Genomic DNA, 12,493 nt, shown 5'->3' with positions numbered 1-12,493 from the left:
CTTCGGCGTGAAGAGGTCCGCGCGGCCTCAGTACGCGCTGTTGACGTTGTCCATCGAGCCGTACCTGTCGGCCGCGTAGTTGCAGGCTGCGGTGATGTTGGCGACCGGGTCGTAGATGTTCCAGGACGTGCCCGGGACGTGGTACGCCTTGAAGGTCGGCGGGATGACCTGGAGCAGTCCCTTCGACGGGATGCCGTTGATGGCGTTGATGTCCCAGTTGTTGATCGCGTTCGGGTTGCCGGAGGACTCCCGGATGATGTTGCGGTACAGACCGTTGTACGAACCCGGGATGCCCTTGGCCTTCATGATGTCCAGGCTTTCCCTGATCCAGCCGTTGAGGTTGTTGCCGTAGCTCTTCGCGGCGGGCTTGATGTGCGCGCGCTTGGCGGCCCGGCTCGCGGCCTTCTTCGCCTTGTGCGCCCGCTCGGCCTTCTTCTTGGCGGCGGCCCGGGCGGCGGCCTTCTTCTTCGCGGCGGCTTCTGCCTTGGCCTTGGCTTCTGCCTTGGCCTTGGCTTCTGCCTTTGCCTTGGCTTCTGCCTTTGCCTTGGCTTCCGCCTTTGCCTTGGCTTCCGCCTTTGCCTCCGCCTCCGACTTGGCCTTCTGCTGCGCCTCGATCGCCTTGCCCTGCAGGCTGGTACCGGCGAGCTGCTCGGTGACGTCCGAGTGCAGGCTTGTGAGCTGCTCGGAGCTGTAGGCCACCCGTGCGGGGGCGGCGGCCGCCTCGGACGTGGTCGTCTGGCTGCCCGGGACCGCGGTGAAGGCGATGGTGGCGGCGCCGAGGGCGGCGACACCGCTGATCGCGATCTTGTGCGTACGGGTCAGGGCGCGACTTCGGTTCTTGACGTTCTTGAGCATGGCGAAATGGACCTCGTCGAATAGCGCGGAGGTCGCTCTTCGTCCGGTGGGGACACGTGCTTCCGGCACAAACGCCGCGGGCAGAACCCACGGCGCTGAGCGACGGCAGCCATTCTTAGCGGCAGCAAAAACACCAGGCAAAGGTGTGACGTACGAAGCCGGGTAGTGGATCAGGGAAGGGCAAAACGGGACAGACCGAGACGTCCATCCCGTTCACGCGTGGAGGCTTTGTCTCCTATTGTCCCTAGTACGTGATCTGCGCCCTATGTGCGGCGTCACATCAGGCTGACATCGGCCTCACCAACAGTTGCTGACGCAATGCTCTGTGTGAGGCTTTTCGGGCAGGATGAGGTGCACGTCCCCGAACTCGTGCCACAGATAGCGCCCGCGCAGCGCCTCCTCGTAGCTCCGGTCGATGGCCGCCCGCCCCGCGACCGCCTCCAGCATCAGCAGATGCGAGGCCTCCGGCTCGTGCAGCCCGGTCAGCAGCCCGTCCACGGCACGCACCCCGCGCTCCGGGTCGACCACCAGATCGGTCCACCCGGCACGCGCGCGTACGACGCCGTCCGGCCCGGTGGCCGACTCCACGGCCCGTACCGCCGTCGTACCGACCGCCACGACCCGCCCGTCTCCTGCCCGGACCGCGTTGATCAACCGCGCCGACGCCTCCGGCACCGAGAACCGCTCCGGATACGGCGGCTCGTGCGCCTCCGCCGAGGCCACCCCGGTGTGCAGCGTGATCGGCGCGAACTGCACACCCCGGCTCACCAGCTCCGCCACCAGCCGCGCGGTGAACGGCCGCGCCGCACTCGGCATCTCCGCACTGCCCGATCCGTCCGGCGACGGCAGCGCGAACACCGTCTGGTACACGGACAGCGGCTGGTCCCGCTCCGTGTAGGAGTAGCGGATGGGCCGCCCGTGCTCCCGCAGCAGCCCCGGAACGCCCGCTCCGTGGTCCCGGGCCCACCACAACCGCTCGCTGCCCGCGCCCACCGGCTCCTCCAGCACCAGCCGCACACCCGCCGGCAGCCGCACCTCCGTCCCCGCGGGCCCTCCGGCACGCGCGCGCGTAGTGCCACGTCCGTCCGGATCCCGCAGCTCGACCGCCCACCGCCCGTCGTCCCCGCGCGTGGAGAAGTGCACCACCACGCGCGCGTGCCCCATCCGCCCGTCGACTGCGGCGGCCAGCGTGGGCGAGGTGTTCACGACGAGCAGGTCCCCGGCCCGCAGCAGCCGCGGCAGCTCCACGAACGCGTGGTGCGACACCGCCGTGCCCCGCGACACGAGCAGCCGTACGGCATCCCGGTCGCGCCCGGGACCACGCTGCTCGGCCGGCACCCGCGCCGACAGCTCCGCCGGCACCTTCCCCCACTCGCGGACGGGCCGCAGCGGGGGGACCCCCGTCGCCGGCGTCATCGGGACTCCAGCAGGGCCGGGGCCCCGTAGCGCCCGCTCGCCGGACGCTCGTCCAGCAGCCGCAGAAACGCCGGGACCACACTCGCCGGCTCCGGCCGTGGATCCTCGTCGTCCGGTACGGCCGCCGCGTACAGGTCGGTCGCCATGTCCCCGGGGTCGACCGCCCAGACCCGCAGACCGGGCTCCTCCTCGCCGAGCACCGCCGACAGGTGGTCCAGGGCCGCCTTCGACGCCCCGTAACCGCCCCACGTCTCGTACGCCTCGGCGGCCGCGTCCGAGCTGACCGCGATCACCGCGCCCGCCTCGGACGCCCGCAGCAGGGGCAGCGCCTCCTGGACCAGGCCGAGCGCGGCGACCACGTTCACCTCAAGGGCTCGCCGCAGTCCCTCCAGGGGGAGCCCCGCCAGCCGGACCAGTGGCTCGGCGCCCAGCGCGCTCGCGTTGTTCACCAGCAGATCGACCCCGCCGAGCTGCCACGCCGCCGCCACCAGCTCGGAGCGGTGTCCGGCGTCCGTGACGTCCCCGGGCAGGGCAGTGACCCGTGTCCCGTGGGCCGACACGGCCTCGGCCGCCTCCGTGAGGGCCCCAGAACCCCGCGCGTCCAGCACCAGGTCCCAGCCGCGGGCGGCCAGGGCCTCTGACAGCGCCCGCCCCAGCCCCTTCGAAGCCCCCGTGATGATCGCTACCGGCATGACACACGTCCCCTCGTCCTCGACGCCTCCTGATCGGCGTGCCCCCAACGTAGGAACCGGGCCGCCCGCCCCGCCTCCGACGGGGGCCGCAACCGGCGAGGCCCTTCGCCCTAGGTCTTCCGGCCCAGGCGGCGGCCGCCACAGGTCCGATACGGACTGTCACACCCCGCCGGTACCGTGAGGGCATGAGTCAAGGCCCCCGGTCAGGCCTCGCCGCGGTGAGCTCCGCGCTGCTGGCCATGAGCAGACACCTGGAGGTGCGCGACGTCCTCAAGACGATCGTCGCCTCCGCCCGTGAGCTGCTCGACGCGCAGTACGCCGCCCTCGGCGTCCCCGACGACCACGGCGGCTTCGCGCAGTTCGTGGTCGACGGCGTCAGCGACGCGCAGTGGAAGGCCATCGGCCCGCTCCCGCGCCAGCACGGCATCCTCGCCGCGATGCTGCACGAGGCCCGGCCCGAGCGCCTCGCCGATGTCCGCAGGGACCCCCGCTTCGAGGGCTGGCCCTCCGCCCACCCCGACATGGTCGACTTCCTGGGACTGCCCATCCGCGACGGCGACGAGGTCATCGGCGCCCTCTTCCTCGCGAACAAACTGCGCCCCGCGGGGCGCACGCCCCCACGCCACCCGAGCTCCCCGGAAGAGGGCAGGTGCGGCTTCACCGAGGAGGACGAGGAACTCCTGGCCATCCTCGCCCAGCACGCCGCGATCGCCCTCACCAACGCCCGCCTCTACGAACGCAGCCGCGAGCTCACCATCGCCGAGGAGCGCTCCCGCCTCGCCCACGAACTGCACGACGCGGTCAGCCAGAAGCTGTTCTCCCTGCGCCTGACCGCCCAGGCCGCCGCCGCCCTGGTCGACCGCGACCCGTCCCGCGCCAAGGGCGAACTCCAGCAGGTGGCCGCGCTCGCCGCCGAGGCCGCCGACGAACTGCGCGCCGCGGTCGTCGAGTTGCGCCCGGCCGCGCTCGACGAGGACGGTCTGGTCGCCACCCTCCGCACCCAGATCCAGGTCCTCGACCGCGCCCACACGGCGCGCGTGACCTTCACGAGCCACGGCGTCCGCGCCCTGCCCGCCACCCAGGAGGAAGCCGTGCTCCGCGTCGCCCAGGAGGCGCTGCACAACGCCCTGCGGCACTCGGGCGCCGCACACGTCGACGTGACCCTGGACCGGCGCGGCGGCGGAGCGGTCCTGCGAGTGACGGACGACGGCAGGGGCTTCGACCCGAAGGGGATACGCCGCGCGGGGCGCCACCTCGGCCTGGTCTCCATGCGGGACCGCGCGAGCGGCGTCGGCGGCACACTGGCCGTGGAATCGGCGCCCGGCAAGGGCACCACGATCGAGATGGAGGTCCCCGGTGGCTGAACCGATCAAGGTGTTGCTGGTCGACGACCACCAGGTGGTCCGCCGGGGCCTGCGCACGTTCCTCGAAGTCCAGGACGACATCGAGGTCGTGGGCGAGGCGGCCGACGGCACCGAGGGCGTCGCCCGGGCCGAGGAACTCAAGCCCGACGTCGTGCTCATGGACGTCAAGATGCCGGGTATGGACGGCGTCGACGCCCTGCGCAAGCTCCGCGAACTGAACAACCCCGCGCGCGTGCTCATCGTCACCAGCTTCACCGAGCAGCGCACGGTCGTCCCGGCCCTGCGCGCGGGCGCCGCCGGCTACGTGTACAAGGACATCGACCCCGACGCCCTCGCCGGTGCCATCCGCTCCGTGCACGCGGGCCACATCCTTCTCCAACCCGAGGTCGCCAGCGCCCTGTTGTCCCAGGACGACAACAACTCGGGGCAAGGCAGAGGCGGTTCGCTCACCGAGCGGGAGCGGGAGGTCCTCGGTCTCATAGCGGACGGCCGCTCCAACCGCGAGATCGCCCGCGCCCTGGTGCTGTCCGAGAAGACGGTCAAGACGCACGTCTCGAACATCCTGATGAAACTCGACCTGGCAGACCGCACCCAGGCCGCCCTGTGGGCCGTACGCCATGGCGTGACCGGCTGAAACGCGCCCGGCGCACGCACGGGACGGCAATACGGAGCGTTCCCCTCCGGTCTGAGATTCATACCGTCGTGGGAATGTCCCCCGGATGGCGCATCCTTCACGGATCTCCGCCGTTCTCCAGTGCGTGCTGCGGCGACTGCCGCGGCAATCGCTAGGGAGGGCTCAGAAGTGAAGAACCTGAAGAAGGCAGCGGCCGTGACGATGGTGGCCGGCGCGCTGGTCGCCGCCGGCGCCGGAATGGCTTCCGCCACCGACGCGCACGCCGACGGCAAGGCCGTCGGCTCGCCGGGCGCCGCCTCGGGCAACCTCGTCCAGGCCCCGGTGCACGTCCCGGTGAACGCGGTCGGCAACAGCGTGAACGTCATCGGCGTGCTGAACCCCGCCTTCGGCAACCTCGGCATCAACCGCTGACACCGGTCGCCGAGCGGCCAGTGACCTCCGGCCTCCCGGGCCCGTCCGGGAGGCCGGTCCAGTTGTCGTCCGACTGGTCGCACGGACAGCGGTACCCGGCTTCCCGTGCCGTCCCGGATCGCTTCCGCGTTGATCAGCGCACGACCCGCGGCCGGGTCGGACGCGCACAGCCCGGAATCACCGAGGGCGCTCGGCCGCCGTCGCCGACGCGGGTGCCGACGCCCACGTCACGTCGCCGGGCGTGGCCTCGGGCGACGTCGTAGGGATCCCGACCCACGTCCCGGTGACGTCTTCGGCGGCACCGTCGACGTCATCGCCCTGTTCGACCCCGCCCTCGGCAACAAGCGCGACAACGCGACAACGACTGACAACGGCCCCGGCCGACGAAGGGCCCCGCGAGTCAAAGGCGACTCGCGGGGCCCTTTCGCGCGGCACCACCCGCTTGTGAAGCAGCCGCTCACCGCACCCCGCGCTCCCGCTCCTCCACATACGCGTTGTAAGCCGCGACCTGCGCCCGCCGAGCCGTCCGCTCCACCGGCCGCAGAGCCTCGGAACGCGCCCCCATCTCCGCGGAACTGACCGCACCCCCGTGCCCGTTCTCGTACGCCAGCGACACCAGCAACCCGACCCGCTGCGCCAACTCCAGCACCCGTACCGCCCGCGGCGGATACCCCGGCGCCAGCACCTCCCGCCCCCGCTCGGCCCGCGCCCGATACGCCTCGACGGCAGCCTCGGCCACCGGCCCAGACCCGGCCACATCAAGCCGCGTCAGCACCTCGGTCGCCTCCCGCAGCGCCTGGGCCAGCTCCCGCTCGGCCTCCCCGAGCGACGGCACATCGGCAGGCGGCGCCTCCCGCACCGGCAGCACATGCCACACCACCTCGACATGTACATCACCTTCGGGACCGGCCTCGTACACCTCCGGCACCAGCCCGAGCGCGGCCCCGTGACAGACCACCGCCTCCTCCGCGTCCAACGCCCGGGCGTTGAACTCCGGCGGCCCGCTCAGCCCCAGCGGATGCCCGGGCGCGGGCAGCGCGACCCGCAGGCCCGTGACGCCGAGCGACCGCAGCCGCCCCAGCGCGAGCGTCAGACCGACGGGCGCCGACTCACCCGGCAGCCCCTCCACCCGGTGCACGGCGTCCTCCCCGACGATCGAGAGCACGGCGTCGTCCGGCGAGACAAATCCGGCCAACAGGGCATTTCCCCAAGAGGCAAGGCGTCCAGAGCGTGGTTCCGTGAGCATCCCCCCACCCTAAGGACCGGACCGATGGAATGTCCGGGGCCACCCGTGGCGTAGATTTCGTGGAGGGCTGCGCCCACCGGCGCGGCGGACCGAGCCACAGGCTTACGCGACAGCCGAGACCGGCCACACAGCAAGGGGAGACAACGCGCTCATGAGCGATGTTCTGGAGCTTCAGGACGTATCCGTGGTCCGCGAGGGCCGGGCTCTGGTGGACCAGGTCTCCTGGTCGGTCAAGGAGGGCGAGCGCTGGGTCATCCTCGGCCCGAACGGCGCCGGCAAGACCACCCTCCTGAACGTCGCGTCCAGCTACCTCTACCCCAGCAAGGGCACCGCCACCATCCTCGGCGAGACCCTCGGCACCCCTGGTACCGACGTCTTCGAACTGCGCCCGCGCATCGGCATGGCCGGCATCGCCATGGCCGACAAACTGCCCAAGCGCCAGACCGTCCTGCAGACCGTGCTCACGGCCGCCTACGGCATGACCGCCGGCTGGCAGGAGGAGTACGAGGAGATCGACGAACAGCGCGCCCGCGCCTTCCTCGACCGCCTCGGCATGAGCGACTACCTGGACCGCAAGTTCGGCACCCTCTCCGAGGGCGAGCGCAAGCGCACCCTCATCGCCCGCGCCCTGATGACCGACCCCGAACTGCTGCTCCTCGACGAGCCCGCGGCCGGCCTCGACCTCGGCGGCCGGGAGGATCTCGTACGACGGCTCGGCCGCCTCGCCCGCGACCCGATCGCCCCCTCGATGCTGATGGTCACCCACCACGTCGAGGAGATCGCCCCCGGCTTCACGCATGTGCTGATGATCCGCCAGGGCAGGGTCCTCGCCGCCGGCCCCCTGGAGCTCGAACTCACCTCCCGCAACCTCTCCCTCTGCTTCGGACTCCCGCTCGTCGTCGAACAGGTCGGAGAGCGCTGGACCGCGCAGGGCCTCCCGTTGTCCTGAAACCCCCTCCTGTCCTGTGAAGACCCCGGTAAGAAGCTGTTTCCGGGCCCCCGGCGCCCTGTCGGCGGCACGACTCGCAGCCCTACCATGACCGTGTGAACGACATCGACGCATGGGTGTGGTGGCTCGTCGGCGCGGCAGCGCTCGGAATCCCGCTCGTGGTGACCGCGATGCCGGAATTCGGCATGTTCGCGGTGGGCGCCGTGGCCGCCGCGATCGCGGCCTCAGTGGGCGGGGGCGCGGTCGTCCAGGTGCTCACCTTCGTGATCGTCTCGGTCGCCCTCATCGCCGTCGTACGGCCCATCGCCACGCGGCACCGCACACAGCGCCCCCAACTCGTCACCGGCGTGGACGCGTTGAAGGGCAGACAAGCCGTCGTCCTGGAACGCGTCGACGGCTCGGGCGGCCGGATCAAGCTCGCCGGCGAAGTCTGGTCGGCCCGCTCCCTCGACACCGGTCGCGCCTACGACGTGGGCCAGGAAGTGGACGTCGTGGAGATCGAGGGCGCCACCGCGATCGTGATGTGACCTCGTACGACGTAACTGGACGGAACGGCCACGAGGTTCGCGGCGGTCTGTCACACTCGACCAGCAAGATCTTCAACAACCATAAGATCTTCCGAAAGCGCCGAGGCGGAGAAGGGTACGGGGAGCACGATGGAACCGGTCATCATCGTCTTGATCATCCTGGTGGTGTTGGTCTTCATCGCCCTGATCAAGACGATCCAGGTCATCCCGCAGGCGAGCGCCGCGATCGTCGAGCGTTTCGGCCGCTACACGCGGACCCTCAACGCGGGACTGAACATCGTCGTCCCGTTCATCGACACCATCCGCAACCGCATCGACCTTCGCGAACAGGTCGTGCCGTTCCCGCCCCAGCCGGTGATCACCCAGGACAACCTGGTCGTCAACATCGACACCGTCATCTACTACCAGGTGACCGACGCCCGGGCCGCGACCTACGAAGTGGCCAGCTACATCCAGGCGATCGAGCAGCTCACCGTCACCACGCTCCGCAACATCATCGGCGGCATGGACCTGGAGCGGACCCTGACCTCCCGCGAGGAGATCAACGCGGCCCTGCGCGGCGTCCTCGACGAGGCCACCGGCAAGTGGGGCATCCGGGTAAACCGCGTCGAACTCAAGGCGATCGAGCCGCCGACCTCCATCCAGGACTCGATGGAGAAGCAGATGCGCGCCGACCGTGACAAGCGCGCCGCGATCCTCACCGCCGAAGGCACGCGCCAGGCCGCCATCCTCACCGCCGAGGGTGAGAAGCAGTCCCAGATCCTGCGCGCCGAGGGTGAGGCCAAGGCCGCCGCCCTGCGAGCAGAGGGCGAAGCCCAGGCCGTCCGTACGGTCTTCGAGGCCATCCACGCCGGCGACCCGGACCAGAAGCTCCTCTCCTACCAGTACCTCCAGATGCTCCCGAAGATCGCGGAGGGAGACGCCAACAAGCTCTGGATCGTCCCCAGCGAAATCGGCGACGCCCTCAAGGGCCTGTCCGGCGCCATGGGCAACTTCGGCGGCATGGGCGGCGGTTCGGGCGGCGGCGGCAACAGCGGCGGGGCGGAACGCCGCGAGAAGCCGTCGATCGACTGACGCCTGCCGGAGACGAGCGTTCCCCGCACCCCCTCAGGGGCGCGGGGAACCGCGCAGCCGGCCACCAACCACTCGCAGCCACCGAACAACCGCAGCCCTACGCCGCGTCTCGTGCCAGCCAGTCCGGCAGAGCCCCCAGGTCCTCACGCCCGAGCGACAACAGCATCGCGTCCGCCGGCGTCGGCTCGAACGGCTCCCGCAGCAACGGCATCCCCGCCTGCTCCGGAGTCCGGTTCGCCTTGCGGTGGTTGTCCTCCGCGCACGAGGCCACCGTGTTCAGCCAGGTGTCCTGACCACCGTGCGACCGCGGCACCACGTGGTCCACGGTCGTCGCCCGCCGGCCGCAGTACGCGCACCTGTGCCGGTCCCGCACCAGCACACCCCGCCTCGACCACGGGGCTTGTCTTCGGAAGGGCACCCTCACATACCTGCACAGCCTGATCACCCGGGGCGCGGGTATGTCGACCTCGGCTCCCCGCATACGCAGTTCGGGGTGGGCCTGCTCGACGACGGCCTTGTCCTGAAGCACCAGAACGACGGCTCGGTTCAACGTCACCGTCGACAGCGGCTCGAAGCTCGCGTTCAGCACCAACGTGTCCCGCACGACCAGCCCACCTCCCGTGTGCACCCGCCCACCCCTCGGCGGACTGGGATCAACTCTGGCCGGGCACGCCGAGATGGACAACGAAATAAAAAGTGCCCGCCCCTGATCACTTCCAAGACCAGGGGCGAGCAAACGTTCCATGAACCTCAGCCTTCGGCGGGCACCTCGTACTCACCGATCAACTGCGCACGCGCGATCGTGTGGAACCGCAGGTTGAAGCCCACGACGGCGGGCGTGGCATCCGCGTCCGGACCCAGCTTCTCCTGGTCCACGGCGTACACCGTGAACACATACCGGTGCGGTCCGTCCCCGGGCGGCGGCGCGGCACCACCGAAGTCCTTCGTCCCGTAGTCGTTGCGCGCCTGGACGGCACCCTCCGGCAGCCCCTCGAACTTGCCGCTGCCCGCGCCCGCCGGCAGCTCGGTCACCGAGGCCGGGATGTCGAACACGACCCAGTGCCAGAACCCGCTGCCCGTCGGGGCGTCCGGGTCGTAGCAGGTCACGGCGAAGCTCTTGGTCTCGGGCGGAAAGCCCTCCCACCGCAGCTGCGGCGAGGTGTTGCCGGCCGCGTGGACCTGAGCGTCCTTGAGCGCCGCGCCCTGAGTGACGTCCTCGCTCGCGACCGTGAACGACGGCACGGGCGGATGGAAGTCGTGGGGGAGCGGCCGCCTCTTGAGCTCGGTCACCTCGGTACCTCCTGATCGATGACTGGAATCAGCAGTTCCGAGCCTAGAACCAGTTGCGCCTGCTGCCGACCTCGGACAGCCACTGGTTGAGGTACGCCGCCCAGTCGGTGCTCTGGTAGTCGTGCAGACCCACCTGGAACGAGCGGAAGGTGTCACTGCCCTCGCTGAACAGACCCGGCTTCTTGTCCATCTCCAGGACGACGTCCATCGCGCTGCCGTCGGCGATGAAGCTCAGCTCGACCTGGTTCAGCCCGCGATACTGCTGCGGCGGCAGGAACTCGATCTCCTGGTAGAAGGGCAGCTTCTGCCGGGTACCCCGGATGAGGCCGCGCTCCATGTCCGCGTTCTTGAACCGGAAGCCCAGCTGGATGAAGGCGTCCAGGATCGCCTTCTGCGCGGGCAGCGGGTGCACGTTGACCGGGTCCAGGTCACTGGAGTCCACCGCACGCGCGATCTCAAGCTCCGTGGACACCCCGATGTGCATCCCCGGCAGCGGGTGCCCGTCGATCGTTGTGATCGGCGTCTCCCACGGGATCTCAAGACCGAACGGCACCACGTGCACGGCCTGCGACTTCAGCTCGAAGGCGCCGCCGAGCCGCTGCTTGGTGAACTCGATGTCCTGCCGGTACTCCTGGTCGCCGCTCTCCACCTCGACCTTGGCCTGCAGCCCGACCGACAGCCCCTCGATCTGCTGGTCGACGGACCCGCCCTGAATCCGCACCTCACCCTGGACGACACCCCCCGGCACGACGTTGACCTCGGTCAGCACCGTCTCCACCGAAGCCCCGCCGGCCCCCAGGCTCGCGAGCAGCTTCTTGAACGCCATGTCTCTCCCTCTCCAGGCGACCGACAGAGCGCCGCCTGTTCCGTCGTCCTGCTTCTGCGTGTGGAACCTTGATCCTTAGAAACGCGATCCGGTCGCGACCGGTTCCGCGTCCTCACCCTGGCAAGGCGGACGCCCCCGCACCACCCCGTTACGACCACCCGTCTGCACTACCCTCGGACGGCATGATCGCGACCCCCGACCGTACGCCCCTGCCCAGGGAGTTCTTCGACCGCCCCGTACTGCAGGTCGCCCCCGACCTGCTCGGCCGACTGCTCGTCCGCTCCACCCCGGACGGTCCGATCACCCTGCGCCTGACAGAGGTCGAGGCCTACGACGGTCCGAACGACCCCGGTTCACACGCTTTCCGCGGCCGCACGGCCCGCAATGACGTGATGTTCGGTCCCCCCGGACACGTGTACGTCTACTTCACCTATGGCATGTGGTTCTGCATGAACCTGGTGTGCGGCCCGGTAGGCACGGCGAGCGCGGTCCTGCTCCGCGCCGGCGAGATCGTCGAGGGCGCCGAACTGGCCCGCACCCGTCGGCTCTCGGCCCGCAACGACAAGGAACTGGCCAAAGGCCCGGCCCGCTTGGCCACGGCGCTGGGAGTGGACCGAGCCCTGGACGGCACGGACGCCTGCGCCCCCGGCGAGACGCCGCTGAAGGTCTTCAGCGGCACCCCGGTCGCCTCCGACCAGGTACGCAACGGTCCACGCACCGGCGTTGCCGGCGAGGGCGGCGACGGAGACGTCCACCCGTGGCGCTTCTGGATCGCCAACGACCCGACGGTGAGCCCCTATCGGGCCCACGTGCCGAGGCGGCGCCGAAGTTGACTCGCCCAGGGCAGGCGCGTAATGTAGCCCGAGCCGCTGAACCGGGTACGGCAATCGCCAGCAGCCGGAGCGGCCAACCCACTACCTACGACTCCCTCCAGCGAGGGTGAGTTCGGCGTGTCCGCACGTCTGAATTCGGAACTCGCGGAACTCGATTATGAGTTGGCTCGGGAATCGGCTAACGTAGTGAATGTCGAAAGGCCGACAGCGAAAGCCCAGGCCTTCGACAGATCCCGCCGACAGGGAATCGGATCAAGAAAATGATCTGATAGAGTCGGAAACGCAAGACCGAAGGGAAGCGCCCGGAGGAAAGCCGCGAGAGAGTCTCTCGGGTGAGTACAAAGGAAGCGTCCGTTCCTTGAGAACTCAACAGCGT

General features: G+C 70.1%; 14 protein-coding genes and 1 pseudogene. 8 read left to right on the top strand and 7 right to left on the bottom strand.

Annotation, left to right across the window (positions count from 1 at the left end):
* Positions 1-27 precede the first annotated feature (27 nt).
* From ACIBK3_RS00075 to ACIBK3_RS00065, 3 genes are all read right to left on the bottom strand, one after another.
* Entirely contained in the window at positions 28-855 is an 828-nt protein-coding gene (locus ACIBK3_RS00075; RefSeq protein ID WP_399360190.1) for a transglycosylase SLT domain-containing protein, read from the bottom strand.
* 297 nt (positions 856-1,152) lie between these two features.
* Positions 1,153-2,271, bottom strand: coding sequence for an S-adenosylmethionine:tRNA ribosyltransferase-isomerase (locus ACIBK3_RS00070; RefSeq protein ID WP_399360188.1), 1,119 nt, complete (start codon positions 2,269-2,271; stop codon positions 1,153-1,155).
* Positions 2,268-2,963, bottom strand: coding sequence for an SDR family NAD(P)-dependent oxidoreductase (locus tag ACIBK3_RS00065; RefSeq protein WP_399360186.1), 696 nt, complete (start codon positions 2,961-2,963; stop codon positions 2,268-2,270). The genes ACIBK3_RS00070 and ACIBK3_RS00065 overlap by 4 nt, the downstream gene beginning before the upstream one ends.
* Before the next feature lie 185 nt (positions 2,964-3,148).
* Between ACIBK3_RS00065 and ACIBK3_RS00060 the strand changes: the two genes are divergently transcribed.
* From ACIBK3_RS00060 to ACIBK3_RS00045, 4 genes and pseudogenes are all read left to right on the top strand, one after another.
* Positions 3,149-4,327, top strand: coding sequence for a GAF domain-containing sensor histidine kinase (locus ACIBK3_RS00060; protein ID WP_399360184.1), 1,179 nt, complete (start codon positions 3,149-3,151; stop codon positions 4,325-4,327).
* The gene (locus tag ACIBK3_RS00055) at positions 4,320-4,961 is read left to right on the top strand and encodes a response regulator (protein WP_399360182.1); all 642 of its coding nucleotides are present in this window, start codon (positions 4,320-4,322) and stop codon (positions 4,959-4,961) included. The genes ACIBK3_RS00060 and ACIBK3_RS00055 overlap by 8 nt, the downstream gene beginning before the upstream one ends.
* Positions 4,962-5,129: 168 nt before the next feature.
* Positions 5,130-5,372, top strand: coding sequence for a chaplin ChpE (chpE, locus tag ACIBK3_RS00050; RefSeq protein WP_399360180.1), 243 nt, complete (start codon positions 5,130-5,132; stop codon positions 5,370-5,372).
* A 235-nt stretch (positions 5,373-5,607) separates the two neighbouring features.
* Positions 5,608-5,820: pseudogene (locus tag ACIBK3_RS00045) on the top strand (hypothetical protein); the annotation flags it as partial.
* A 9-nt stretch (positions 5,821-5,829) separates the two neighbouring features.
* On the opposite strand, the gene ACIBK3_RS00040 reads toward ACIBK3_RS00045, so the two are convergent.
* Entirely contained in the window at positions 5,830-6,618 is a 789-nt protein-coding gene (locus ACIBK3_RS00040; RefSeq protein WP_399360178.1) for a hypothetical protein, read from the bottom strand.
* A 151-nt stretch (positions 6,619-6,769) separates the two neighbouring features.
* Between ACIBK3_RS00040 and ACIBK3_RS00035 the strand changes: the two genes are divergently transcribed.
* From ACIBK3_RS00035 to ACIBK3_RS00025, 3 genes are all read left to right on the top strand, one after another.
* Entirely contained in the window at positions 6,770-7,567 is a 798-nt protein-coding gene (locus ACIBK3_RS00035; protein ID WP_399360176.1) for an ABC transporter ATP-binding protein, read from the top strand.
* 95 nt (positions 7,568-7,662) lie between these two features.
* Positions 7,663-8,094, top strand: a complete 432-nt coding sequence (locus tag ACIBK3_RS00030) for an NfeD family protein (protein ID WP_399360174.1) — start codon at positions 7,663-7,665, stop codon at positions 8,092-8,094.
* Between the two features lie 129 nt (positions 8,095-8,223).
* On the top strand, positions 8,224-9,168 hold the full coding sequence (locus ACIBK3_RS00025) for an SPFH domain-containing protein (RefSeq protein ID WP_399360172.1): 945 nt from the start codon (positions 8,224-8,226) through the stop codon (positions 9,166-9,168).
* A gap of 97 nt (positions 9,169-9,265) precedes the next feature.
* On the opposite strand, the gene ACIBK3_RS00020 is transcribed toward ACIBK3_RS00025, so the two are convergent.
* From ACIBK3_RS00020 to ACIBK3_RS00010, 3 genes are all read right to left on the bottom strand, one after another.
* Positions 9,266-9,772, bottom strand: a complete 507-nt coding sequence (locus tag ACIBK3_RS00020) for an HNH endonuclease (RefSeq protein WP_399360171.1) — start codon at positions 9,770-9,772, stop codon at positions 9,266-9,268.
* A 146-nt stretch (positions 9,773-9,918) separates the two neighbouring features.
* Positions 9,919-10,458, bottom strand: a complete 540-nt coding sequence (locus ACIBK3_RS00015) for a YbhB/YbcL family Raf kinase inhibitor-like protein (RefSeq protein ID WP_399360169.1) — start codon at positions 10,456-10,458, stop codon at positions 9,919-9,921.
* A 43-nt stretch (positions 10,459-10,501) separates the two neighbouring features.
* The gene (locus ACIBK3_RS00010; protein WP_399360167.1) at positions 10,502-11,284 is read right to left on the bottom strand and encodes a sporulation protein; all 783 of its coding nucleotides are present in this window, start codon (positions 11,282-11,284) and stop codon (positions 10,502-10,504) included.
* Positions 11,285-11,466: 182 nt separating this feature from the next.
* Between ACIBK3_RS00010 and ACIBK3_RS00005 the strand changes: the two genes are divergently transcribed.
* Entirely contained in the window at positions 11,467-12,117 is a 651-nt protein-coding gene (locus tag ACIBK3_RS00005; protein WP_399360164.1) for a DNA-3-methyladenine glycosylase, read from the top strand.
* Positions 12,118-12,493: the final 376 nt, after the last annotated feature.

Source organism: Streptomyces sp. NPDC050287 (assembly GCF_044459385.1).
Classification (GTDB): domain Bacteria; phylum Actinomycetota; class Actinomycetes; order Streptomycetales; family Streptomycetaceae; genus Streptomyces.
The sequence above is the reverse complement of the archived record's forward strand: the minus strand, read 5'-3'. Positions and strand labels throughout refer to the sequence as shown.